The following is a 25,057-nucleotide window of genomic DNA, read 5'->3' as shown; positions in this document are numbered from 1 at the left end:
TTTAAACACCCTTACAGCTTAAATTCAGTCATAGCACATATCGGGTAGGGATGCAATCATCCGAAAAAAAGGCCGAGGCAGCTTAGATATCTAGCAGACGTCCATTATCGTTCCAATGGCCATACATTTTGTTTTCTCTCGTGTTTGCTATGAATTTGTCTAATCTGCTCTCAAATAATTTCGGTTGATTTTTTATGCTTTGTATCGTGTCGATCCGAACTCTTTTGTATAGATCCGGAAATGCTTTGAAATTCTCATATCCTTGCTTCTCCTCTTTCAGCCTTTGCTCTATAACGGGGTCGATTCGAAAAGAATCGTAATCCATATCAGGAAGAACCTTTCTTCCTTCGTCCGTCATCAACCCTAACCTTTCGAGGCGGCGGACACGTTCTTTATTCAATTCAGTCCATGAGCTTTTTGGGCTTCGAGGAGACAGTCTTTGAGCCAGTCCCATTCCAGCTATTTTCTTCTTGACTCCATCGATCCATCCAAAACACAAAGCTTCCTCGACCGAGTCCAAATATAGGAGCGTGTCCGATTTGGGCATTATACTAACCAAAACCCAACAATATTTTTCAATCTTACTGTGTTCCTGCAGCCAAAACCTTAACTGCTCTCTCGAATTTACGATAATTAAATGATCCATTTCCATATTTGAAAAAGAATATCCTTCCTGCATTTATCCTGTGTTCGTTAATTCATGCTGGAGATCACGTGATCAAGAAACTGATCTGCGTCGCTATTGAATTTCCAGTTAACTCCAAATTTATCAACTAACATTCCAAAACACGAAGACCATGGAGTATTGGATAACGGCATAATCACATGGCCGCCAACAGCCAAATGATTAAAGTAGTCTTCCAGTTTCTGCTTATCATCCATGACCAGACTAATCAGAACATTATTCCCTTTCACCAGTTCGCCCATTGTCGCCTTCATTGAAGGCAAAATGTCCGACATCATGATTTTCCCTCCTGCGAATTCTATGGAGGACTCCATGATCATATTCAACTCCTTTTCCGGCAAGGGGTAGTTTGGATCTTGGGGGATATCCCTGAATTTCACTTTTTTTACTTCTATTGCTCTTAAAGCCTCCGAATAAAATTCAATCACTTGTTCTGCATTTCCATCAAAGTTCAAATATACAACAGCTGCCATAAAGCAATACCTCCTTCTTGTTATAAATTTAGTATAATTTATAAGAGGTGACATTCGTATGTCACCGTTTCATACGGAAGCAGAAAAAAAGAGGGGGAACTATGGAAAAAGTTGAGAGATTAATTTCGATCATTATGATCTTGCTGAAAAAGAATATCGTTTCCACCAAAGAATTCGCGCAATTATTTAACGTTTCCAAAAGAACGATTCTTCGTGATATGGAAACCTTGAGTTTATCAAACATCCCGATCTATTCGGTCAATGGAGTTCATGGCGGTTACGGCATTATGGATGAATACAAGATTGATAAACGTCTTTTAAGCAACCCCGACTTGGAGAATATCTGGACTGCGCTCGGCGGCTTGGAACAAATTCTAATCAGTGAAGAAGTTGAAATAACGATCAAAAAAATAGAAGCCATGATTAGTCCATTGGCTCCGAAAGGTTTAATGCAGCTGTCTTTTTATGATTGGGAAGGTCGGTCTGAGATTCGTCAAACCTTAAAAACATGTCAGGAAGCTATTTTAAAGAGAAGATTAGTTTCATTTGACTATATAGATAAAAATGGCACTGCGATGAAAAGAACTGTCGAGCCTTATCAGCTTCATTTTAGCGAAACGAGTTGGTATCTGAAAGGATTCTGCTTGCTTCGCAAGAGATATAGAACGTTCAAATTATCTCGGATCGATCATCTTAATATGGATGAACAAACGTTCAGCCCTAGAGATGATTTGTTGGAACAAAAGCAGGAGGCCAATTATCAACCGGAGCTGGTCACAGTCAAGGCGTTGATTTCGCCTGCCATCCAAGATCAATTCATTGAACGATACGGCCGAAAGAGCATTAACAATTATAGCTCTGATTATTTATTGGCAACAATCCAAGTTCCTCATAACCATATTGGTTTTCAATTTTTAGCGAGTTTCGGGACAAATCTCGAAATCGTAGAGCCGAGAACCTATGTTGAGGCATTTCGAGATTATTTGAATAAAATGGTGGAGAAATACACTTCAAAAGACTCCTAGGCAGACCGATAATGCCGATAAAACAAACGGCAGAATACCTGACGGTATTCTGCCGTAAATATGAATGCTGTTTTATCTTCTGGGCAAGTGAGCGGATTCAGCCAATATATTGGACGAGCCTTGTCCAGAATGCCGGATAATGTTCCCACTCCATAAATTCAAGGGAACCCCAATGCGGTGAACAATCGCTGGCGAAAGCCGCCGTCTTGCCTGCCCCGAACGTGCCGACAGTCAAAATGGCGTCGTCCCCGTGGCTGAGCAGTTCCTCGGCCTCCGGTTTCGCCTTGAGCCGGTTGTAACCGAGCAGCTTCGGCCAGTCGCCGAGACCGTCCACAAGCGGATGGGATCGGGCTGCGGCAGGAGAGAAGCCGTTTGGCATTTCTGCGCGGTCATCTCCGCTCTCCATTACAACCGGCAGCACCTCCGCAAGCACCGTATTTTTATAATTGGCTTTCCCTTCGATCCCCATAAAGGTCAGATACCCCCCTACCATCAGCAGGCCGCCTCCTTCGGCAACAAACTGCCTGATCAGCTCCAGCGCATTTGGCACAACCTGCATTTGATAAAAGGTTGAGTTCTGCAGCAGGAACGTATTGGCCCCCACATCGCTCAGCACAATCGCATCATAGGTTTTCAGCTCCTTCAGCGATTGCGGGAACCGCACCTGCACCTCATGCGACGGCATGTAGGTAAGGTCGATGCCGCCCTTGCGCAAACAGTCTAGCAAATAAGTTGCGCCTTCCTCATATTTGGTTGAGGTAAAGCTGTCATATCCTTTCGTATGAATCATATGAACGATCCACGATTCCCCAATAAATAACACCTTCATAACAACAGCTCCCTTCATTTAGGATAGAACCCGGCTGACCAGCGGTTCTATCAAGAACCCTCGGCCATGCAACGGTCGGCTGGGTTCGGCAGTCTTCCGGCGTACTTCCAGCGCGACTGCCTGCAGCAGGCGTTAAGCCTCTTCTACGCCGCACCAGTCAATAATCGTTTTGGCGATCATTTTGACGGCCTGAATCACTTCCTCCACCGGCGTGAATTCATCGCTGTGGTGAGCCAGGCTGGGATCGCCGGGACCGAAATTGACGGTCGGGATGCCTACGTTAACGGGCCAGCCCATATCGGTATGGAAGCCGAGCCCTTCGATTTTCCCCGATTCGCCGATCGCTTGAAGGGAATGCACACAGGTCTGCACAAATGGATGATCGGCATCGGTTTCTGCACAATCGGCATCGACCAGCCATTCGATTTCAGGCGGATGTTCGCTCAGCCAGGGATCGGCCTGGGCCGCCTGCATCAGGAAATCTATCAATTCCTTTTTCACATGGCCTCCGACCAGCTTGTCGTCGCGTTCGGACGGCAGATACTGCGCGTTAAACACGATTTCCGCCTCATTGGCGAACGAAGTCGGGTATTCCCCCGCCTTCAGCTGCGCCACATGCACCTGGCATGGAATAGACAAATAGGGATGCGTTTTGCGGACCGCCCAATCCTCATTCAGGCGGTCGATTTCATCAAGCAGATACCGGGCTTTTTTGATCGCATCCACCGCTCCGCCGTCCTTCCAGTCCGCCTGCGGCATTTCAATATGGCCGCTTCGGCCCTGGACCTTGATTTTCCCCCATAAAATGCCTCTGCACAGCGGAGCGATCGTAAGGGAAGTGGGCTCGGTCAAAATGCAGGCATCCGCCCGGTACCCGTGATGAATGAAATCAAGCGCCCCCATGCCGCCGGCTTCCTCATCCACTACGGTCCCTACAATAACGGAGCCTTTGGGCTTAAAGCCGCTGCGCAGCACGGCCTCAACGGCCATGATCATCGCCGCCACGCCGCCCTTCATATCCACCGTGCCCCGGCCGTACATGTTCCCGTCGATGATCTGGCCTTCAAACGGATCGACCGTCCATTTGCTGCCTGCCATGACGACATCAATATGGCCAAACAGCAGCAGGGACTTGCCTGCCGCTTCCCCTTCGAAGGTCGCAGCCAAATTCGGTCTGCCTGTAAAATCCCGGCCCGGGTAATAACCGGCCATGCCTTCATATTGCTTCAACTCGTCTGCAACCGGCTCCCACTGCTCGATCCGCGCTCCCAGCCCGGACAGCTTCCCGGCCAAAAATTCCTGAAGGTCCTTTTCCTTCGAGGGACCCGGCTCCTCAAAAAACCAAGGATTCACGCTGGGAATCCGGATTAGCTGCCGTAAAAAATCAATGATTTCCTCCTGATGACCGTCTATCCAACGCATAATTTGCTGTTCCTGATTCATGCTGCGCTCCTTCCCGTCTTAGCCGAACCGGACGGTATCCTTATTTTTAAAGTCGACCCATGGATGAATCATTTCATCCCCAAATTTATCCTGCTTCTTCTCAATCCCGAACATATACCGGGCCTCTCCTTCAGCCGAATAAGCCGGACTGTGCCAAACTCCCTTGCCGATTACAATCGCCTGGCCCGGTTTGATCCGGAAACATTTTGTGGTTAGCGGGTCAGGACTTTCATCCGGATCGTCGATATCCGCGCAGCAAGCGACAGGCTGAATGATTTCCCGGTCAAAGGTCAGCAGCAGCTCCTCCCGGCTGACGTGCCGTTCCATAGCGGCAACGACCGGCTCTCTCTCCCTGGTGACCACGAGGCCAAAACCGATGGGCACCTCTGCCTCAAGCATCTGAATATAACTCCAGCAGTCCCAGCCTTCTCCGCTTTTGGACGGGGCCCCGGCCGGCAGATCAATCACTTTCCCATAGGGAGCAAACGCCTCCGGCGTCAGCTCCTCAAGCTCCACTTTATGCTGCATGAAATACCTCTCCCTCAGCTGCCAAAATAGAAATCCATTTAGAAATCAAAACTGTCCACGTTGCCGCTTGTTACTTCCAGCGTACCGATAAATACGTTGCTGCCGTCTACCTTGACTGTGCCGACATTCGGAATATCCATGCCGTCAGTGATCTCTTTGCCCTGCGCCAATTGATCCAGAACATATACCGTGGTGTACGCCAGCTTGCCCGGATCCCAAATAATGTCCGTTTTGATTGTGCCGTTTTTGATATAGTTCTTCACAACGCTCGGAACCGCAATGCCCGTAATCGCAACCTGTCCCTGCTTCAGCGTTCCGGCTTTGACGGCCTGCTCCACCACTTCAGCAGCCGCTGGCGGCTCTCCGCCGGCAAATCCGATGATGCCTCTCAGATCCGGATAGGTTTTGATCAGGTTTTGTGCATTCGCATATGCTTTCTGTTGATCATCGTCGCTCGACACGGTTGTTACCAGCTCAATATCCGGATAGTTGGCGGCGAAATAAGCTTTGGCTGCGTCTGATTTGGCGATTTGGTTCTGCGAGCCGAGTCCGGCCACCATAAAGGCAACCTGCCCTTTGCCGCCGATCTCTTCGCCGATCGTTTTGGCCAGCAGCTCGCCGACCGCTTCATCCGTATCGGGGGCCACGTAATATTGACGGTCTGTATCCGGAGCATCGCTGTCCCAGGTTACAATCTTGACGTTTTGTCCGGCTGCCTTCTTGAACACAGGTCCTACCGCTTTGGCGTCGTTAGGGGATACCCCGATCCCGTCCACCTTGCGCGTCAGCATATCTTGAATCATGTTGATTTGTTTCGAAGAATCCGCTTCGGTAGGCGCGTTATAGACCACTTTAACGTTCAGGTCCTTTGCCGCTTGATCGGCTCCTTTTTGGGCAGCGGCCCAATAGGCAGGTCCAATGGATTTCGGATTAATGAAATAAGTTCTAGATCCCCCGCCCGAGGTTTCTTGACCGTTAGCTCCGGCCTGGGCGTTTCCGCCGCTGCCGCCTGTATTTCCGCATGCCGCCAAACTTAACGCCAATACCCCTGACAATACCGCTAATGCCATTTTTCTCATCCTGTTAACCCCCCGTTAAATTTTTTGTTCCCTACGGCGATTAAGAGCAGCGCCCCTAATATAACCGCCTGATAAAGCACCGATACTCCGAGCAGATTAAGCCCGTTTCGCAAAAAGACGATGATCAGCAAACCGACGAAAGTTCCCGAAAGACTGCCCCTCCCTCCAAAAATGTGCGTTCCGCCTATTAGAGTAGCTGTTAAAACATCCAGCTCTATATTGGTACCTGAGGTCGCTTCCGCGCTTGCCAGACGCGACACCAGGAAAACACCCGCCAATGCCGAAAATAAACCGCTGAGCAAAAACAAAACAAATCGTGTACGAATTACGGAAACCCCGGAATAATGCACGGCTTCCTCGTTATTGCCTATGCCGTATACGTACGTGCTGAATCTCGTTTTCCTCATTACGAAGTTAGCCAGAAGGAACATGACAGCCAGAAAAATAGCGTTAAACGGAATGCCGCCGATGTATTGCTGGCCCAGGAAATAGAAATCGTCCGGATAACCGCTGATGGGACGGCCTTCGTTGATGACATAAACCAGGCCGCGCAGCATGACCAGCATACCGATCGTCACTACTATGGCCTGCATCCGGTGCCGGGCAATCAGATAGCCGTTCACCGCCCCGCACAGTAAACCCGCTAGAAGCGCAACGAGAACGCTGAGCCAAATATTCAGACCGTGCTCGAACGCAATTCCGAGACAAACAGCCGAGAAGCCCAGAATAGAACCGACCGAAAGGTCCATCGCTCCGGAAATGACGATCATCGTCATCGGAATAGCGATCAGGCCAATCTCGACCATCTGGTTCAGCACATTCATGAAATTAGTGAAGGATAAGAAATAAGGGGACAGAAAACTAAACAACACGATGATGAAGAGCAGCAGTAAAAGCTGAACCAGCAATTTATTTTCCTTGAACGAAAACGCCCTTACCCATACGCTCATACCAAATCACCCTCTTTGCTTTTGCTTTCTCTGACACGCTGCAGCGTATTGATTACAATCGCTAACAGGATTAGAAAACCGGTGGTCGCATCGACCCAAAACGGAGAAACCTTGGAGATGATCAGCCCATTTTTGACCATGCCCATAAACAGAACGCCCAGCATAGTGCCCGCGACCGTCCCGACACCGCCAAAAATGCTTCCGCCCCCGATCAGCACCGCAGCCATCACCTCAAAAGACAAGCTGCTGCCGGCCGTAGAGGCCTGCACGCTTCCCACCTTGGAGGCAAAAATCACCGCAGCGATGCCTACCAGCATTCCCGTCCATACATAAACGGTAAATTTTGTCCTCGCCACGCTGATGCCGGCCAGCTTCGCAGCCGCCCCATTCCCGCCGATCGCATAGATCCGTCTGCCGCTTCGCGTAAATTTCATCAGATAAATAAAGGCGGCCACAAGCACAATCGCTACCAGCAGCGGAAATGAAACGCCCGCCAGCTTCCCTTGACCAAAGAAGCGGAACCCTTCGGGGAAATTGGTCATCCAGGTACCGCCGCTGATGCCTACCGCGATTCCGCGGAAAATATACATGGTGGCCAGCGTTACAATAATGTCGGGGATTTTTCTCACTGCAATGAAATAACCGTTAACCGCCCCGCACAGAATTCCGATGCACACCCCCAGCAAAGCCGCCAGCCAGGGAGGAAAGCCGTGGCTTAGAAACAGGCCGACCGAGGTGGCCGTGAGCGCCAGAACGGAACCGACGGACAAATCCATCCCGCCCAGCAAAATCACCATAGTCATGCCAATCGCGACGATAAAGGAAGAAAGGTTCTGATCGAGAATCAGCCAGGCATTGTCAAATTGAAAGAAATCCGGGGAAAGAATCGAGAACAGCACAATCACAACAAGAGTAAAAATGATGATCGGCGCCTCATGGATATTGAAGATCCGCTTCATAAGCTGCCTCCTTCCGAATAACGCGGATGCGAAGCACGCTGCAGCAATTGCTCCTGATCAGCTTCTCCGCGGCCGAATTCATGGACGACCTCACCTTTGTAAAGCACCAGAATGCGGTCGCTCAGTCCAATCACCTCAGGCATTTCGGAAGAGATCAGCAGAATGCTGAGGCCCTCCTGCGCCAGTTGATGAATGATGCTGTAAATTTCCGCTTTCGCCCCCACGTCCACGCCCCGCGTTGGCTCTTCAAGGATGAGAATTTCCGGTTTGGCAGCCAGCCATTTGCCGATTACGACCTTTTGCTGGTTGCCTCCGCTGAGGTAATCGACGCTTTGCTGGTCACTCGGCGCCTTGATCCGCAGCTTCTCCATGTACTCGCGGCTTGTCTCCATCATTTTTCTGCCGTCAAGAATCGGGCCTTTGGACAGCTCTTGGAGGTTGGGGATGGAGATATTCTGGCGAATGGACATCGGTTTGATGATCCCTTGGCGGTGGCGGTCCGGCGGAACGTAAGCGATTTTCTGCGCTTTGGCATCGCCTGGACGATTGATCCGCACCGGTTTCCCTCCGACCATGATTTCTCCTGTACCCCGTTTCAATCCGAACAGCCGCTCAGCAACCGTATGGGAACCGGAACCCGGGATTCCAAACAACCCTAAAATCTCGCCTTTCCTGAGCCCAAAGGAAACGGTATGTTTATCATCCAGCGACAATTCCTTGACCTCCAGCGCTTTCTCCTCGCGCGGCTCCTGCTCCCGAACCGGGTAGAGCTGGTTGACCTCCTTGCCTACCATCATTTGAATCAGGATTTGTTCCGTTACCTCTCCGATGCTCCGGGTATCGATTTTCTTTCCATCCCTAAGCACCGTAACCTTGTCGGCGATTTCAAAGATCTCCTTCATCCGGTGCGAAACATAAACGATCGCAACCCCTTGCGATTTCAGGAGCTTTACGACGTCAAACATTTTCTGCACCTCGTTCTCGGGCAGAGCGGCCGAAGGTTCATCCATAATCAGCACATCTGCCTGGAAAGACAAGGCTTTGGCAATTTCCACAACCTGCTGGCTGTGAACCCCGAGATGCCGAACCTCCTTGCGGACATCTATGCCGCTTCCTCCGATGGAATCGATAAGCCGCTGCGCTTCATCGTACATGTTCGACCATTCGATCCGTCCGAATTTGCCGGTGATTTCCGGGCGGTCGATAAAGATGTTCTCCGCCGCAGACAGGTTGGCAAACAAATTAAACTCCTGATGGATAATCGAGACCCCCTGCTTCTGAGCGTCAAGAGGATTGCCGAAATGAACCTCCTTCCCCTTGAGCCTGATAACCCCGCTGGTAGCCGGATATACGCCGGATAAAATTTTCATCAGCGTGGATTTGCCTGCTCCGTTCTCCCCCATCAGCGCATGGACCTCACCTGGATACAGCTCGAAATGAACATCGGATAAAGCCTTAACCCCTGGAAACTCCTTGCTGATCCCTTCCATTGTCAAAACAGGCTGCTGCATGGCCTTCCCCTCCTTTTCCCTCATCTTCATCATGCAGTCTTCAGAAATGGTTTGATTGTATGCTTGATTTTGGATAGCTTTAATAAGACTAAGCGTTAATACGTCAAAGTATTGGGGTGCAGTTGAGTACAGGAAATCATTTAATTAGGGGAAAGGGATCGTGATAGGCGAACAAGGCTTCAATAAAACTGTTATTTCTCCTGCTGTTTGCTTTGTATAGTAGACATACGCCTTATCGGCTGTCCGCCATCATGGTCCCTTCCTGCTCTAGTTCAGTTTCTTGACCGAACCGCATTTCATCAGTTCCACATCCAAAATCACTTTCTTAGGCTTCGAAGGCTCCAGCTGCCCGCCTTTAATCTTATGGATGAGCATTTCCGCGGCCTGTTCCCCCATTTCCCTCGTGGGTCTGCGGACAACGGTGACCTGGGGCTGCACGAACTGCGCCAGCTCATTTTCATCAAAGCCGATTAGTGAAATATCCTCCCCCAGTTTCAGGTTCATGTCGCGGATTGCCCGGATGGTTCCTTTGCAGAGAACGTTATTCGCAGCAAATATCGCCGTTGGCGGCTGATGCGATTGCAGCAGCTCCTTAGCAAATTTATAGCCGTCCTCTTCCGTCCAGTTCCCCTGCTTGTGATAAGCAGGATCAGGCGTAAATCCATGCTCCAGCATGGCCTGCTTATACCCCCAGAAGCGGTCCTTGCCGTCATTAAAATCATGAGCGCCGTCGATGATCGCAATCCGTTCATGGCCATATTCGATAAAATGTTTGGTCGCTTCATAAGCGCCTCGGTAATTATCAATCATGACGCCGTCGTGACCGCTGTCATTAAAATAACGGTCTACAAGTATGGTCGGCTTTTGAATTTCCCGATAAAATTCCGCTTCTTTATGGCTGCCGATCAGAATGATGCCGTCGACGTTTTTCCCCAGAAAGCTGTCCAGAAATTCTTCTTCTTCGCCTTCATCTCCGTTGGTGGAAAGCACCAGCGTAAAGAAACCTTCCCGCTTCGCTACCTCAACCGTCCCCTCGATGACCGCCGTATAAAAGGGATTCTGAATTTCCGGCACGACAACCGAAATCATATTCGTTTTCTTATTGACCATGGAGGCCGCCATGTTGTTGGGAACAAAGTTTAATTCCTGAATAATTTTGAGTACCCGTTTACGGGTTGATTCACTAACGCGATCAAGCCCATTGATGACCCGGGATACGGTTGCAACCGAAACATTGGCTTGTTTGGCTACATCCTTTATGGTGATGTTTCTATTGGTCACTGCTGCCTCCCATTCCCATCAATTTGTAATAACGTTTTTACATCATTAAATCCTTATGAATATGGACCTAATAAAAATTGATGATTGCATTTGTCAAAACGTTTACGCAATTTCTAGTCTCATTTTAGTACACGAAAAACCAGATTTCAATAGTAAATCCACAAAAAAATCAACATTAAAGCGCTTACTTTTTATAAACCTAACACTGATGTGTCAGGTTTATAAAAAGTAAACGTAATTTTATCCATTTAACAATATCGAATGTAATATTAATTAACACATAGATGGTTTGTAATTAGAAAGTTCGACACCTAGAAAAACGAAAAAGCCCATGTCGGTTTCGTATAAAATGGCAGTCAACACAACTAAACCATTTTTACAGGAGAACTTAAACATAGGCTACTCATTTTGGAGATTTATCCTGTTTCTTTAAAAAGTCCCCTTTTCACGGCCTCTCCCAAAGTTTCCCCCGGTTCCATTAGCCACCGGGCAAGCACTATGGCATTACTTGATAAAGAAAAACACCTTTCTATTCGTAATGGCAATAAAGCCCAAACATGTTGCGCTAGACACATATACTAGACACATATATATGTAAATTTTCCGGCCTTATAAAACTCTCACATCAGAGACCTCACGCTAAGGATAAAATACTGTCATCCTTTGTTTATTGCAGGTAATTTCTTTTTCAAATATTTTTCCAGCTTTGATCTTGTTGCTGCAAGTGGCATATAAATCATCACTCTTATATCAGGATCATTGGGGATCTGTAGCGTAATATGATCAAACTCCAGGTGCCCCAGGTCGGGATGCTCCACTTCTTTAAATCCTTCAAGAGAGCCGGGGGTTTCATGCTGCATCCATAGCCGGTCAAATTCGGGACTTAATCGTTTAAGATCTTCAATTAATTCGGCAAAAGACGCATCTTCAACGTAGCGGGCTGATGCCGTGTGGAATTCCGCAATCATCCCCGCAGCCTTTTGGTCGAAACCTTTGAAGCGTCCCTTCCATACCGGGTCGGTGAAAAACCGCCAGATTAAATTGAATTCATGAGGCGGGGACGCGGAGGAAATAGAGAAAACCTCATTTGCTGCATCATTCCAGGCCACAAAATCCCAGCGTCTTCCCAGAATATAAGCAGGATTCGGAGCAAGGTCATCCAGCATCCTTTGAAAGGATGGCCCGATACTTTCTTGGTCGGGAGACAAGTAAGGAGGAAGTGATTCCCCTGCAAGAAAAAATAGGTGGCGGCGTTCATTGACATTAAGCCTTAGAGCCGTAGCTAAACTTTCCAATACTTGTACTGACGGACGTACATCACGTCCCTGCTCCAGCCACATGTACCATGATGTGCCGATATTCGCCAGTTGTGCGACCTCTTCCCGGCGCAATCCGGCTGTCCTCCGACGCTGCCCAGCCGGCAATCCCACATCCTTTGGAGAAAGGCTTGACCTCCGTTTACGCAAAAAGTCGCCGAGAACAGAGCGGCGTTCGCTATCGTTCATCTCAATCCCTCCTCATAAAATATCTTTTGAAGCTATTTAGAAGCCAGATCCCAGTCCTCTAGGGACTGGGATCTGCTCGAATGTTACCAGTCGTCGCACCTTCAAAATTGAGTCAAGACCGGCTGTAAACCTCCAAGGACTCGACATCTTACCGATGGATGAACCTATTACTCGGAAACCTATGATCAAGCGGCCTCTCGTCAAAAGTGTATTAGAAAATTATACTCAATCCTAGAAATCGCTTCAACCCAGCTCGAAGCTTTTCAAACCAATAACGATTTTAAAGGAGACAAGCCATGCAATCTATAAAACAATCCAAAAATAACAATTTTGAGGGAATGCTTCTCAATAAAGTAGCCCTGGTTACTGGTGCCAGCCGCGGCATCGGAGCGGCGGCAGCCAAACTGTTCGCCGAAGAAGGCGCGGCAGTAACGCTCGTCGCAAGAACAGAAGCAGCTCTCCGCTCTGTAGCAGAGGAAATTACCGCATTAGGCGGCAAAGCCGATTACATCGTTGCCGATCTAGCCGATCCCGCCAGCATTGAACAGGCGGTTCAAACGATCGTTGAGCGTCACGGCCGCCTGGATATAGCATTCAATAATGCTGGAATTGGGGCTCCCCTTTCGCCCTTAACTGAGGTTACAGAAGAGGATTTCGACCTTCTTCAAGCTATAAATTACAAAGGAATCTGGGTGGCAATGAAAGCGGAAATCAAGGCAATGATCAATACTGCAGGTACCGGTGCCATTGTCAATAACAGCAGTGTCGGCAGCTTCAGAGGTAATCCGGGCTTGTCTGTCTACGGAGCCGCCAAACGGGCTGTTAATAGTCTGACCGAGACGGCTGCTATTGAATACGGGCCTTCGGGTATCCGCGTAAACGCTATTGCACCTGGCACCACCATGACCGAGATGATCGAGGGGTTAGTTGCACAAGTTCCAGATATCATTGAAAAAAGCAACTCTGCGACGCCTCTTAGACGTCCTGCCGATCCTCATGAGATCGCACAAGCGGCAGCCTGGTTATTGAGCGATCGCGCTTCTTACGTAACAGGCGTCGTTCTGCCGGTGGACGGCGGATCAAGAGCATAGTTCTAACGGAGGGAGTATCCCACAGGGTCCATTGACCCAGGATGCTCCCTCCTCATGTTATGAAACGCCCAGCGAATGAGTCTTTCCTTCAATGGCTCTCCTCAAAACTACAATGGAATTTCAGTCTGCCCACTGCACTCCTGTGCTTTTTATCCAACTCTAGTCTAACCCCAATGCCTGATCACTTAACACGCATGCTATTTTCGGGAACCCTCTTACGAAGAAAACTTAAAACCGGTTTTTGATTCGGCGACGACAGCCGGACTCCATTTATAGGACACTGCGACCGTGTACGGAATAGGGCCTCCGAAAGCCTTCTGGATTGGAACAAGGTGTCATCAATCATGATGGAGACCTCCGCACAAAAAAAAGAGCTCCGGGCTAAACGCCCAGCTGCTCCTTGATTTCGATATACAAAACCTGCAGAAACTTTTTGATGTTTACTTTCCCTTTGCCGGCTGGCGTTTCCCGTCCTTCCTCGATTTGCTTCATTTTGAGCCTGACGTCTTCGAAATCAAAATAAAGCGGAGCGTAATATTCGAAACGCGGGTTGCCGTAATCGGTCAAGCCAAGCGATGCGAGATTGGATAAGGCAGCCGTCAAAGCGCGGCGCAGCCGCTGCTCGATCGCTTTCACCTCCTTGGCGATATCCTCCGGTTTCTTCTTATAGGTGGAGGCCGCCTGCCGGTAAAGCTCTTTAAGCGGCGGCAGATGATCAACGCTGCCGCCTTCATGCTCAAGCAGAAGCTCCATAATCGTAATGATATCTCGGCTGCCGCTTTCGCCGATCAAACCCATGTTCATCAGGATCGGCTGTATCGTCTCACGGACAGTCCGTCTGCCGGTCGGCACAAACGGGGCGCTGCGCAAACCTTCCAGCTTTCGCAGGCTGGATTTAATCTCATCCAGATAATGACTCATCGCGTAACGCTCATTGACCTTTCGCAGCACCGTTTCAACCTCAATCCGGTTGATCGGCTTGCGGATAAAAAATTCAATCCCGCTGCGGTAAGCACGTCCGACCATATCCTGGTTTTCAATCTGGGAAATCATTACAAACCGGGAACTGCAGCCTTGGGCCCGCAGGGATTCAATCACTTCGATTCCATCCTGGTCGGGCATCAGCAGGTCCATCAGCACAATATCCGGAGCTTCGCTCAAAATCTGACGGACGCCTTCCAGCCCGCCGCCGGCCGATCCTGTAACCTCTCCCAGACTGCTTTCCTCAATAATATATTGCAGCATTCTTCGGGCACTGGCATCATCATCAACGATACAGAAAGAAAGGGACATCTTTAGACCTCCTCAAAGTGGGGATGGAATAGAAAGAGGTTATTGTAAGAAGCCTATGTTAAACAAGCAGCCTTTCAAACGAGGATTCTTGCATGCTATTTGGATCAGAAGGCGTGCTTGCTCGCAGTTTCTCCGTTGGAATCCGAACCTGAAACCAGGCTCCGCCAAGTCCTGGTGCCGTACCAATCGTAATTTCTCCTCCGAGCCGCTCCGCTATATCACGGACATGGGACAGGCCAATTCCCGTTGCCGCAATACCTTCGTCATCAAATTTGGTCGTAAACCCCGGTTCAAACAACAGCTCCCGATCTTCCGGCGGGATTCCGCCTCCGCTGTCACTGACCGACAGAAACGTCAGCTCCCCCTGTTCACGAACCTCAAGATGAATTTGTCCTTGAGTACGGATCGCTTCAACTGCGTTTGCCGTTAAATTGCCAAGCAGCGTAAGCAGGGGGATGTAGCTGGAGGTGACGTAATCACAGGACATTTTTTGCGTAAAAACAATACTTTTGCCCAGCATCTCCGCATACTGCTGATTGCTTCTGACCGTATACTGGAGCAGGTTAGAAAGCGGCATATCGCCCGGAACCTCGCGGTCTGTCAGCTTGATCAACCCGGCCAAAATACGCTGCGAATCCTTCTTCACCTCATGAATTTGCTGCGTAAGGCCAAGCACCTTCTGCTTGTGCTCCTGAAGCCCTTCGTCCGCGAGACGCCGGTACAGCTCATAGCTGCCGAGCGTTACATTTTCCAGTGTGCCTATCGATTTCTTGAGGTAAAAAACCTCGCCATACAGTCCCGAACTGACACTGAGCATCTGCTCGATCCTGCGGTTCTGCTCCTTCTGCACGATGCGCATCCGGCTGATGGCGATGCTGCTGTAAATTCCGGTGACAAAATACGTGCGGAGCATCGCAATCGCCATAAGGAAAGTCCATTCATTTAGTTCAAACGTTGTTGTGCCGGTAACGAGCAGCCGGGTCAGCAGCTCCGCTTCATTGGACATCAGATCGACGACCGCCGTCACCGCCCCCAGCACTAAGGGATAAAACCGGTCAAGCCGCGGCTTGATGACGCTCATTCCCACCGCAAACACCAGATAATATACGGCAGCCGAGCAGTGGCGGGTAGCACTGGCAATCGGCGTCAGATCATGGCCCAAAGCCTGATCCAGCCCCATGCGAAACATCAGCACAACCGCCCCGGTCACCGCTCCGGTCAAGATATAAGGCAAACGTCTGAGCAGCAGCAGAAACAGCAAAAAAGCGCTGCTGCCAAGGCCGATCCTGAAAATATCTCCATCAAAAGGGTTGATCTTCAGCTCTCCGGCAAGCGCCGTACCTAACGCGACAACGGCGATTTGAACATAAACGGATTTAAAACTCCCCCATAATGCCGGGCTTTGATCGAGAACCCTTTCGGGCCTTTTGCGTGTTCCACGCAACCCGCCAAAATCTTTGATGCTGAAAAAAGCTGTCCCCATAAGCTCACCTGACTCCCGTGAGAGAATGTTGATATTTTTGCTCCTTATCGTACCATATTTCGGAGACAGCGCCTATCCTTACCATTTCATCACGTGTCAGTTATATGTTAACCAGCCTGTTCGCTTTTCTTGAACCGGCTTATACATGCCGGGCCTCCAGCCTTCTGGAAACCAGCGACAGCACAAAATTGACCGTAAAATAAATCAACGCTACGAGCAGCAAAATCGGAATTGTATAGCTGTAACCGTGTCCGATCACAATACCGGCATGGTGCATGAGTTCCGGCAGAGAAATCACGACTGCCAGCGAGGTATCCTTAAGCAGTGAAATAAATTGGCTGACCAGGGGAGGCACCATTCGCCGCAGCCCTTGAGGCAGTACGATATGCCATAATGCCTGAAAGGCGCTCAGCCCCGATGAACGCGCCGCTTCGATTTGACCTTTGTCGATGGAGGTTAACCCTCCCCGTACAATTTCGGAAATCATGGCCGCTTCAAATATCGTCAATGCTGCAATGGCGGCCGTAACCAGACCGAGCTTAACGCCTACCTCCGGCAAGGCAAACCGGATAAAAAAAATAATCAGAAGCAGCGGCAAATTCCGGATCAGCTCTACAACGACGAACAGTACCGGCGATAATACCGGAAGCTTCACATAACGGATGACGCCTATCACGCAGCCGATCAGAAAGCTGAGCACAATCGAAGCTCCGGCGACGATCAGCGTCATCCACAATCCATCTGACAGAAACCGTAAATTATCCGCACTGTAAGCTCCTGCAAAATCCATTCCCATCATCCTCCCTTCATCTAAGCTGCTTAACCTTCATAGCTACCGTCTTCCATTCAATATTTACGCTGCAGCCGCCGCTCCCAAACCCGGACTCCATAACTTAGCGGCAGAGTCAGCACCAGGTAGAACAGCGCAACAAAGATATAAGTGTCAAACGTGCGGAACGTATCCGAATTGACAATATCGGCAAAATACATCAGGTCCAGCCCGGCGACGATCGTCAGTACGGACGAATTTTTGATCAGATTGATAAACTGGTTGCCAAGCGGCGGGATAACCAGCCTGATCGCTTGAGGCAAAATAATGTGAACCATCGTCTGCCCGTAGGTCAAACCCGATGAACGCGCAGCCTCGGTCTGGCCTTTGGGGATCGCCATGATGCCTGCACGGATCGCTTCAGCGATAAAAGAGGAAGTGTAAACCGCAAGCCCGATCGTCCCGGCCGTGAAACCGTCCAGCGGGATGCCGAAGGCCGCAGGGCCGTAATAAAAAACGTATACCACCAGCAGCAGCGGGATATTGCGGATAAATTCCACATATCCCGTCCCCAGCCAGCGCAAAGCCCGTACAGGGCCAATCCGGAATACGGCAATCAACGCTCCTAATGCAAAGCTGCCGACAAGCGCCAGCAGGCTGGATAGCAGCGTCCCGCGAAAGCCTTCCATGTAATCGCCGAAATAATCGGTTAATATCGTAAAATCCATTGACTCATCTCCTTCCCGAATAGCGGAACGAGATCCGTTCCGCTCCGATAACACGAAAGGATGGCAAGGCGGACTGCCATTCCATCCTTTCGTTTCTATGCAGGAGCCGGTTTATTCGGCAGGCTTTTTGCCAATCCATTTTTCGTAAATTTTATCGTATTCCCCGCTGTCATGCAGCTCTTTGAGTGTATCGTTGACAGCCTGCACGATATCGGAGTTCCCCTTCTGCACCGCGATGCCGTAAGGTTCATCGGTGAACGGCTTGCCCACGACCTCGTAATTCGAATCCTGGGCGGCCATGCCGTAAAGAATGGCATCATCCGTCGTCAAGGCATCGCCTTGGCCGGATTTCAATGCGTTAAACGCATCCTGATAGTTGTCGAACTCCAGCACTTTGACGCCGGATACTTTGTCGCGGATGTTCTTGACAGAAGTTGAACCTTTGGTTCCCAACACGGTCGTGCTGGAAGTTACGTCCTCGATCCCATGAATCGGGCTGCCTTTCTTCACCAGCAGCGATTGACCGGCCTGGAAATACACGTCCGAGAAATCCGCTTCCTTCTTGCGTTCCTCCGTAATCGTCATCGTGGCCACAATCATATCGATTTCGCCGTTGTTCAGCATTGGAATCCGCGTCTTGGAGGTGACCTCCTTCAGCTCAATCGCATTTTCGTCACCGAGAATGTGTTTGGCAATCGCCTTGGAAATGTCAATGTCAAATCCCTCTACATTGCCGCTGGCCGGGTCCTTCAGGCCAAACAGCTTGGTGTCGTATTTGACGCCGACGATCAGCTTTCCGCGTTCCTTGATTTTATCCAGAGCACCTGATGCCGCTGAACCTGCATTGCCGCCGGACTCCTTATTGCCGCAAGCGGCCAGCAGGAGCATCGTACACACCGCCGCAATTCCAAGCGGCAGCCATCTTTTCTTCAACCTGTTCTTCATTCTTTTTCTCCTCCTCGTTCTAATTAGAGATTTAATGACTGAGCAACCGGCTGAGGAATGTTCGCGTCCGTTCTTCACGCGGATTCCCAAAAAACACCTCAGGCGCCGCCTCTTCGAGGATTTGCCCCTGATCCATAAAGATGACCCGGTCCGCTACCTCGCGGGCGAAACCCATTTCGTGAGTAACGACAACCATCGTCATGCCTTCTTTGGCCAGCGTACGCATCACGTCAAGCACCTCGCCGACCATCTCCGGATCAAGCGCCGAAGTGGGCTCGTCAAACAACATGATCTTGGGTCTCATCGCCAGCCCGCGTGCGATCGCCACCCGCTGCTGCTGGCCTCCTGACAATTGCGAAGGATAAGCGTGCGCTTTGTCCGCAATTCCAACCTTCTCCAGATAAAACATAGCCGTCTGCTCAGCCTCCGCTTTGGATACGCCAAGCACCTTGACCGGAGCTAAAGTGATGTTGTCGATGACTTTTTTGTGCGGATACAGGTTGAAATGCTGAAAGACCATCCCGATGTCCCGCCGCAGCTTGTTAATGTCGGTCTTGCGGTCATTGACCGGAATACCCTCGACCATCAGCTCCCCGCTTGTGATCGTCTCCAGCCGGTTAATGCAGCGGAGCATCGTGCTTTTGCCCGAACCGGACGGCCCGACGACCACCACAACTTCGCCTTCCTGAACCTCCAGATCAATCCCTCTTAACACCTGAAAATGTCCATAGTGTTTATCTACTTGTTGAAAACGGATCACCGGCAGTCCCCCTTTCTCCTCGGCTGTATGTGAATATTCGTAACATTTGAAATTAACCTTACTGGAACGACTATAGAAAACTACAATCTCCTACACAAAATCCTTCAGAAGGATCAAAAATCATTTGTTTTACGATGAGAAATTTCGTTTATCGCCTGTACTTGTCCCGGTGCAGGTGGACATGCGTCACCTTTGCTGACAACAATCCTTTTCCTTACGCTAAAAGACATAGAGCTCTTGAAATCCCGGCAGAGGTTTGGTAAGGTGAACACGAGCTACTTTGTTATGCAAGGTAGCTCATATTGAATCAGCTATCTTGTTATGCAAGTCAGCTGCAATTGAAATTTGATATGAATTCTTTTTTGCCTCACTATATTGTTATACAAGGTAGGTGATGATGTTGTCCGTGCGAAGCCAGCTTTTAAAAGGAATATTGGAAGGGTGCATCCTCGCGGTTATATCCCAAGAAACGATATACGGCTATGAGCTTACCCTGAAGCTCCATGCGATGCAGATAGAAGTAAGCGAAGGTTCGATTTACCCTATTCTGCTGCGGCTTCAGAAGGAGAAACTGATCGTCGGGGAGATGAAAAAGTCGCCCAGCGGCCCGAACCGCAAATATTACACCCTCACCCGCAAAGGCGAGGAAGCTTTAGATGAATTTAAAAAACACTGGGAGAACTTAAGGGATCCTGTAGATCATTTGCTGCAAAGAGGAGGCAGAGTTTGATGCATGTTAAAGAATTGATCCAGGAGAACAATCGGAAACGCGAACTGCTGAGCAAGAACAACGAAAGGTATTATACCGGATTGCTGATTTATATCCGAACCTCATTTAATACCTCCGAACAGGAAACCGAAGAAATTTTAATGGAGGTGCTGGACCATCTCCTGGAAGCTCAAGAAGAAGGACGGACTGCCGAAGAGGTGTTTGGAGAAGATCCGCAGGCATATGCCCGTGAAATTGTCGGCGAGCTGCCAACGGCGATGCCGAAAGAGGTGGTAAAGCTTGTTTCCATGTTCGGCTTGATTTTTTTAGGCGTCTTTGCTTTTATTACCGGTCTGTTCGCCAGCATCCTCAGTTATGTTTTTAATCAGGGAGAGTCCGTTTATCATCTTCATTTAGGGAGTTTGACGGTTACCGCAGCCGTTTCTGTTCTTGGGGCTTATATATTTATTGCCGGCATCTTGAGATACATTCGCTGGTCCGCCTTTCGTTCCATCCGTAAGGTAAAGGAAATGGTGGCAGCCTGTCTGATCGGCGGAGGGGTATTCACGATTTTCGCAATCGTTCTCTACTTCATGCCTCGTTTCGGCCCGCCCATTGACGTTCCTGTATACGTGCTAGCCCTCATTGGCGCAATATTGTACGGAGCAGGAAAATGGCTGGAGAACAGGAAGTAAGGGTTGGGCCAGAGAAACGGCCGATTGGAGCGTATGATGAAATGTAATGTCTAACTGCATTGTAGGTGGTCTTGAATAACATATTCTGACACGGACTGTTAAAGCACCCCAAAGAAGCTGCCCCTCATTGACAAGGGGGCAGCTTCTTTGGATGAGACACAACTTCATTAACCAGCTCAAGTTCCTTTAGCCCAGCTGCATCGTTGTGATACACGTGTTGTCGCCTTCAAACGTCGAGATATCGGATTCCGCTTGTTTCCCGTTATACTCTACCGTTACATGGAAAGTGTCATCCCTAGGCAGCCATAAGTCTATAAATCCGTTTACCTGAGAAGCAAGCGATTCCCGGTCAAGGATCGCTTTGCCGGATGAGTCGCGAACCGTAACCGTAAATGTCTGCTGCTGCAATTCCCCCTGGCAGCCGGCCAGATTATGGATGGAGCAACGGTGAGTCTGCTGCAAATAAGGGGCAATCGATACAAAAAACTCCTGCTCCGGCAAAACATACTCCGTTTCCTTCCCTTTATCATCCACAAGCTTCAGACCGCTGGATGATATGGAAGCTGATTGGGCCTTCTTATTTCCGGCGCTTAAATTCTGTACCAGCTGTTTCAGTTCATCCGTCTGCAGATTAACTTCCGCTTTCGGCGAATTTCCACAAGCTGCAAGTAAAACACCAAACAACAAAAAAGCTAGCGCTGCTGCAATTCCCTGTTTAGATCGCTGTCGTTTAGGCTGCTGCCGCATCTTCAGAATCTCCTCCGTTTCAAAGCTTGTCTTCCCTCATTATAAGGCAAGAAATCCGTTAAAAAAGCTTCATTCACAAATGTCATGGAATGGTCATATCAGGCAGCCATTACCGAGCAGCCGAATGCGGCTACGGACAAACAAGCCAAGCAGCAGAATCCATATACGATCCGCAGATGGCTGGAAGCGCCTATCGCCAATTTCCAGAATTCTATCCTCAGGCAGACGGACCGGAATACCGGGTCGGAGCCGCACTGGATTCCCTGACGATCAACCGGGGTTCAAATTCAACCCGTTCATAAGCTGCGGCTTCTGCGGATTGGATGCGCTTCAGCAGCAATTCAGCCGCCAGCCGCCCCACCTCGCTGCCCATGATGGAGACCGAGCTGATCTTGGGCGTAGTAACGGTAGCCCACAAATTGTTATCAATTCCGACCACCGCCACCTGCTCGGGCACCTTGACGCCAAGTTCTTTAAACCGGTTGACGATCCCGATAGCCACCATGTCGTTCACCGCATAAATAGCGTCAGGCATATGTTTGAGGCTATAGAAATAATCCGCGGCCCGCCGTCCCGTCTCAAAGTTGAAATCTTCGCCGAAATAAACCAGCGAAACATCCACCTGGCTGACGGATTCCTCATAGGCGCGGTATCTCTCTTCAATTTTGTCCTTCGGCGCTCCCGCGTAAGCGATCCGCGTCCGGCCGATTTGCTGCAGATGCTCCATCACCAGCTTGCCTTCCTGCCTTGCAAGCCCGACCACATCGGCTTTCAGGTCGGGACTCAGTTTTTTCCCGTAATTGATGACGGAGACAGGCAGACTTGCCCGGTTAATCAGGTTTTCCAGCGTTTTGGGATAGGCTAGGGGCATTATAACCAAACCGTCTACATGCAGCTTCTTAATCTCGCGCAGCGTCTCCAGCTCCAGCCGCGCATTGCCCAGCGTGTTGATCTGCACCACCCGGTATCCATGCTGCTTGGCGGCCTGCTCCACCGACCAGGCAATGTCGGGAATAATCGCATTTCGAATATCGGGAACCGCAAGGGCAATCTGCCGGGTCTGCCGGATTTTCAAGCTTTGGGCGGAGGTGTTGGGGACAAACCCCATTTCATCGACCACCTGCAAAATTTTGGCTTTAGTTGCTGCGCTGATCCCCCCGCTGTCATTCAGCGCACGAGAGACGGTCGCAATGCCTACTCCGGCCTGTTTGGCTACGTCTTCGATCGTTACTTTTCTGTTCTGTTCCATAGTTCTCTTGAATATCCTTTCATCCGTTGTGTCGGAATCGTTTCCTGTTTTGTTTCGAAAACCAAAAATTTATATTTTCATTATATCACAGCGGCACCCACTCTTCTTACCGGCCCTGTCGCACCATGCTTATCTGTTGTTCATTGCTATATTTGCTTATCCCATTTAACGGTCCAAAGGTTTGACAACATGAACATTCTGTGACATTATAATCATCGGAAACGTTTCCTAAAAAAATTATATTCAATAATTTTATATACCATTTATCAGGAGATGACAGGAATGAAAGCATTACGTTGGCACGGTGTTAAAGACCTGAGAATCGAAACTATCGAGGAACCGGTGACAGCCAAAGGGCAAGTCAAAATTAAAATCGAATGGTGCGGGATCTGCGGCAGTGATCTGCACGAATATGCGGCAGGCCCTATTTTTATATCCCAAGGTGCTCCACATCCCTTAACCCATGAAGAAGCTCCTGTTGTTATGGGCCATGAATTTTCCGGACAGGTGGTCGAGGTTGGAGAAGGCGTGACCCGCTTCAAAACCGGCGACCGGGTCGTAGTAGAACCTATCTTTAATTGCGGGGAGTGTGCGGCTTGCCGGCAAGGCAAATATAATTTGTGCGAACAGATGGGCTTCCTCGGTCTGGCTGGAGGCGGCGGCGGTTTCTCCGAATACGTTGCGACCGAAGAGCACCGTGTGCACAAAATTCCGGAAAGCGTTTCCTTTGAGCAGGGGGCATTGGTTGAACCCTCTGCGGTAGCCCTGTATGCCGTACGCCAAAGCCAATTTAAGGTCGGCGACCGAGCAGTGGTATTTGGAGCCGGTCCTATCGGACTGCTGGTCATCGAAGCGCTTAAAGCATCCGGTGCCTCGTCCATTTATGCCGTGGAGTTGTCGCAGGAACGCCGGAACAAAGCCGAAGAGCTTGGAGCCATTGGCATCAACCCGGCCGAGCAGGATGTGATTGCTGAAATTTGCCGCCTGTCGGACGGCGGAGCCGACGTGGCTTTTGAAGTGACCGGCGTTCCAGTCGTGCTTCAGCAGGCGATCCAATCTACGCGGATTGGCGGCCAGATCATGATCGTAAGCATTTTTGAAAAAGAAGCGGCTATCCACCCGAATCAAATCGTCATGCAGGAACGGAATATTGCAGGCATCATCGGATACCGGGATGTTTTCCCTGCCGTTATCAGCCTCATGGAGCAGGGATATTTCTCCGCCGAGAAGCTTGTCACCAAACGTATTGCTTTGGATGACGCCGTCGAGCAAGGCTTTGAAGCGCTGCTTAAAGAGAAGAACCAGGTGAAGATTCTGGTCACTCCCAACCGCTAAACATTAGTATTATAAGCGTCTAATCGCGCGTCAAGCCCGTCATGAGGCACTCGCCTCCTAGACAGCTGCGCTGTGTTTCGTATCCCTCTGTCTGCGTGGCAGAGGGACTCTTTTTGTAAACTTATAGGTTAAATCAATTACTGTTATGCAGTTTATATATTTCCCTAATAACGAAACCAGACGTAAAATGAATTCAAACCTGTATATCTCCTAAGGAGGGTGAACTATGAATCAGCAGTGGAATTCGGGTACCTACGATTCATCCATGTCTTTTGTGTCGCAGTTCGGAGAATCCCTGATCGGGCTCCTGCAGCCGCAGCCGGGAGAACGGATTCTGGATTGGGGCAGCGGCACAGGAGATCTGGCCGCCTTAATAGCACAAAGCGGAGCCGACGTGACGGGAATTGATGTTTCTCCAGAGATGGTTCGAGCCGCTCAAGCCAAACATCCTCAGCTTCGTTTTATCCAAGCCGATGCCCAGCATTATGTACACGACAAACCCGCAGACGCCATATTCAGCAATGCTGCCCTGCACTGGCTTCAGGATGCGGACGCCGCCGCCGCTTCTATGGCCTCCAGCCTTCGGTCAGGCGGCCGCTTGGTGTGCGAATTCGGAGGACACGGCAATATTGCCTCCGTTGTCAGCGGTTTGCCGCAGGTCTTTGAAGCCCACGGTTTGGGCAGCAAGCTGCGAATGCCTTGGTATTTCCCAAGTATCGGCCAATACACGTCTCTACTGGAGAAACACGGCTTTACCGTTGAATTGGCCCTTTGCTTTGCACGGCCTACTCCGCTCGAAGATGGGGAGCAAGGTTTCCGGAAATGGTTGGACGTGTTTGCTAATGGAATCCTAAGCGTTCTGACCACTGAACAACGAGAACGGATCTTAACCGATCTGGAGGAGCAGCTCCGGCCGCTTCTGTTCCAGGATGGCCGCTGGGTGATGGATTACCGGAGAATCCGGGTATCAGCCTTCAAACGTTAA

The 25,057-nt window shown here is 49.8% G+C and carries 26 protein-coding genes; 7 read left to right on the top strand and 19 right to left on the bottom strand.

Going from position 1 to position 25,057, the window contains the following annotated elements:
- Nucleotides 1-82: 82 nt before the first annotated feature.
- Nucleotides 83-652 carry a YdeI/OmpD-associated family protein gene (locus AWM70_RS01975; RefSeq protein ID WP_068693901.1) on the bottom strand — a complete coding sequence of 190 codons (570 nt, stop codon included), beginning with the start codon at nt 650-652 and terminating at the stop codon, nt 83-85.
- A gap of 41 nt (nt 653-693) precedes the next feature.
- Nucleotides 694-1,158 carry a VOC family protein gene (locus AWM70_RS01970; RefSeq protein ID WP_068693899.1) on the bottom strand — a complete coding sequence of 155 codons (465 nt, stop codon included), beginning with the start codon at nt 1,156-1,158 and terminating at the stop codon, nt 694-696.
- Between the two features lie 101 nt (nt 1,159-1,259).
- Between AWM70_RS01970 and AWM70_RS01965 the strand changes: the two genes are divergently transcribed.
- Nucleotides 1,260-2,183, top strand: coding sequence for a helix-turn-helix transcriptional regulator (locus tag AWM70_RS01965; protein WP_068693897.1), 924 nt, complete (start codon nt 1,260-1,262; stop codon nt 2,181-2,183).
- A gap of 97 nt (nt 2,184-2,280) precedes the next feature.
- Here AWM70_RS01965 and AWM70_RS01960 read toward each other — a convergent pair whose 3' ends face one another.
- The 9 genes from AWM70_RS01960 to AWM70_RS01920 all read right to left on the bottom strand — a co-directional run bounded on the left by AWM70_RS01960 (nt 2,281) and on the right by AWM70_RS01920 (nt 12,268).
- Nucleotides 2,281-3,012 (bottom strand): glutamine amidotransferase, encoded by a 732-nt coding sequence (locus AWM70_RS01960; RefSeq protein ID WP_068693895.1) that lies wholly within the window; start codon nt 3,010-3,012, stop codon nt 2,281-2,283.
- A gap of 132 nt (nt 3,013-3,144) precedes the next feature.
- On the bottom strand, nt 3,145-4,455 hold the full coding sequence (locus AWM70_RS01955) for an ArgE/DapE family deacylase (protein ID WP_068693893.1): 1,311 nt from the start codon (nt 4,453-4,455) through the stop codon (nt 3,145-3,147).
- A gap of 18 nt (nt 4,456-4,473) precedes the next feature.
- Nucleotides 4,474-4,983 carry an ureidoglycolate lyase gene (locus AWM70_RS01950; protein WP_068693891.1) on the bottom strand — a complete coding sequence of 170 codons (510 nt, stop codon included), beginning with the start codon at nt 4,981-4,983 and terminating at the stop codon, nt 4,474-4,476.
- Nucleotides 4,984-5,021: 38 nt separating this feature from the next.
- The gene (locus AWM70_RS01945; protein ID WP_068693889.1) at nt 5,022-6,062 is read right to left on the bottom strand and encodes an autoinducer 2 ABC transporter substrate-binding protein; all 1,041 of its coding nucleotides are present in this window, start codon (nt 6,060-6,062) and stop codon (nt 5,022-5,024) included.
- A complete protein-coding gene (locus tag AWM70_RS01940; RefSeq protein WP_068693887.1) occupies nt 6,059-7,012 on the bottom strand; it encodes an ABC transporter permease in 954 nt (317 codons plus the stop codon). The genes AWM70_RS01945 and AWM70_RS01940 overlap by 4 nt, the downstream gene beginning before the upstream one ends.
- Nucleotides 7,009-7,971, bottom strand: coding sequence for an ABC transporter permease (locus AWM70_RS01935; protein ID WP_068693884.1), 963 nt, complete (start codon nt 7,969-7,971; stop codon nt 7,009-7,011). The genes AWM70_RS01940 and AWM70_RS01935 overlap by 4 nt, the downstream gene beginning before the upstream one ends.
- A complete protein-coding gene (locus AWM70_RS01930) occupies nt 7,968-9,482 on the bottom strand; it encodes a sugar ABC transporter ATP-binding protein (protein ID WP_068693882.1) in 1,515 nt (504 codons plus the stop codon). The genes AWM70_RS01935 and AWM70_RS01930 overlap by 4 nt, the downstream gene beginning before the upstream one ends.
- 267 nt (nt 9,483-9,749) lie before the next feature.
- On the bottom strand, nt 9,750-10,763 hold the full coding sequence (locus AWM70_RS01925; RefSeq protein WP_068693880.1) for a LacI family DNA-binding transcriptional regulator: 1,014 nt from the start codon (nt 10,761-10,763) through the stop codon (nt 9,750-9,752).
- A gap of 656 nt (nt 10,764-11,419) precedes the next feature.
- The gene (locus AWM70_RS01920; RefSeq protein ID WP_068693878.1) at nt 11,420-12,268 is read right to left on the bottom strand and encodes a helix-turn-helix transcriptional regulator; all 849 of its coding nucleotides are present in this window, start codon (nt 12,266-12,268) and stop codon (nt 11,420-11,422) included.
- 296 nt (nt 12,269-12,564) lie between these two features.
- Here AWM70_RS01920 and AWM70_RS01915 point away from each other — a divergent pair, with 296 nt between their 5' ends.
- Nucleotides 12,565-13,359 carry an SDR family NAD(P)-dependent oxidoreductase gene (locus AWM70_RS01915; RefSeq protein ID WP_068693876.1) on the top strand — a complete coding sequence of 265 codons (795 nt, stop codon included), beginning with the start codon at nt 12,565-12,567 and terminating at the stop codon, nt 13,357-13,359.
- Between the two features lie 381 nt (nt 13,360-13,740).
- On the opposite strand, the gene AWM70_RS01910 is transcribed toward AWM70_RS01915, so the two are convergent.
- From AWM70_RS01910 to AWM70_RS01885, 6 genes are all read right to left on the bottom strand, one after another.
- Nucleotides 13,741-14,652, bottom strand: a complete 912-nt coding sequence (locus AWM70_RS01910) for a response regulator (RefSeq protein WP_068693875.1) — start codon at nt 14,650-14,652, stop codon at nt 13,741-13,743.
- A gap of 58 nt (nt 14,653-14,710) precedes the next feature.
- Nucleotides 14,711-16,135, bottom strand: a complete 1,425-nt coding sequence (locus AWM70_RS01905) for a sensor histidine kinase (protein ID WP_083180092.1) — start codon at nt 16,133-16,135, stop codon at nt 14,711-14,713.
- Nucleotides 16,136-16,274: 139 nt separating this feature from the next.
- Nucleotides 16,275-16,925, bottom strand: coding sequence for an amino acid ABC transporter permease (locus tag AWM70_RS01900; protein WP_068693872.1), 651 nt, complete (start codon nt 16,923-16,925; stop codon nt 16,275-16,277).
- Nucleotides 16,926-16,981: 56 nt separating this feature from the next.
- A complete protein-coding gene (locus AWM70_RS01895; protein ID WP_068693870.1) occupies nt 16,982-17,632 on the bottom strand; it encodes an amino acid ABC transporter permease in 651 nt (216 codons plus the stop codon).
- Nucleotides 17,633-17,743: 111 nt separating this feature from the next.
- Nucleotides 17,744-18,577 (bottom strand): glutamate ABC transporter substrate-binding protein, encoded by an 834-nt coding sequence (locus AWM70_RS01890; RefSeq protein ID WP_068693869.1) that lies wholly within the window; start codon nt 18,575-18,577, stop codon nt 17,744-17,746.
- A 31-nt stretch (nt 18,578-18,608) separates the two neighbouring features.
- Nucleotides 18,609-19,337, bottom strand: coding sequence for an amino acid ABC transporter ATP-binding protein (locus tag AWM70_RS01885; RefSeq protein ID WP_068693867.1), 729 nt, complete (start codon nt 19,335-19,337; stop codon nt 18,609-18,611).
- Between the two features lie 400 nt (nt 19,338-19,737).
- Between AWM70_RS01885 and AWM70_RS01880 the strand changes: the two genes are divergently transcribed.
- Together AWM70_RS01880 and AWM70_RS01875 are read left to right on the top strand one after the other, a co-directional pair.
- On the top strand, nt 19,738-20,067 hold the full coding sequence (locus AWM70_RS01880; protein ID WP_068700277.1) for a PadR family transcriptional regulator: 330 nt from the start codon (nt 19,738-19,740) through the stop codon (nt 20,065-20,067).
- Nucleotides 20,067-20,741 carry a DUF1129 family protein gene (locus AWM70_RS01875; protein WP_068693865.1) on the top strand — a complete coding sequence of 225 codons (675 nt, stop codon included), beginning with the start codon at nt 20,067-20,069 and terminating at the stop codon, nt 20,739-20,741. Before AWM70_RS01880 ends, AWM70_RS01875 begins: the two co-directional genes overlap by 1 nt.
- 186 nt (nt 20,742-20,927) lie before the next feature.
- Here the strand turns inward: AWM70_RS01875 and AWM70_RS01870 are convergent, their stop codons facing one another.
- A complete protein-coding gene (locus tag AWM70_RS01870) occupies nt 20,928-21,488 on the bottom strand; it encodes a CueP family metal-binding protein (RefSeq protein WP_206093409.1) in 561 nt (186 codons plus the stop codon).
- Nucleotides 21,489-21,572: 84 nt separating this feature from the next.
- Between AWM70_RS01870 and AWM70_RS23375 the strand changes: the two genes are divergently transcribed.
- Entirely contained in the window at nt 21,573-21,755 is a 183-nt protein-coding gene (locus AWM70_RS23375; protein ID WP_169823389.1) for a hypothetical protein, read from the top strand.
- Here AWM70_RS23375 and AWM70_RS01865 read toward each other — a convergent pair.
- Entirely contained in the window at nt 21,706-22,737 is a 1,032-nt protein-coding gene (locus tag AWM70_RS01865; protein ID WP_068693863.1) for a LacI family DNA-binding transcriptional regulator, read from the bottom strand. The genes AWM70_RS23375 and AWM70_RS01865 overlap by 50 nt on opposite strands.
- A gap of 282 nt (nt 22,738-23,019) precedes the next feature.
- Between AWM70_RS01865 and AWM70_RS01860 the strand changes: the two genes are divergently transcribed.
- Both AWM70_RS01860 and AWM70_RS01855 read left to right on the top strand, forming a co-directional pair.
- Nucleotides 23,020-24,072: a 2,3-butanediol dehydrogenase gene (locus tag AWM70_RS01860; RefSeq protein WP_068693861.1), complete on the top strand. Its 1,053-nt coding sequence runs from the start codon at nt 23,020-23,022 to the stop codon at nt 24,070-24,072.
- Between the two features lie 226 nt (nt 24,073-24,298).
- Entirely contained in the window at nt 24,299-25,057 is a 759-nt protein-coding gene (locus AWM70_RS01855; RefSeq protein ID WP_068693859.1) for a methyltransferase domain-containing protein, read from the top strand.

The sequence above is a fragment of the Paenibacillus yonginensis genome, assembly GCF_001685395.1.
GTDB classification, from domain to species: domain Bacteria; phylum Bacillota; class Bacilli; order Paenibacillales; family Paenibacillaceae; genus Fontibacillus; species Fontibacillus yonginensis.
The sequence above is the reverse complement of the archived record's forward strand: the minus strand, read 5'-3'. Positions and strand labels throughout refer to the sequence as shown.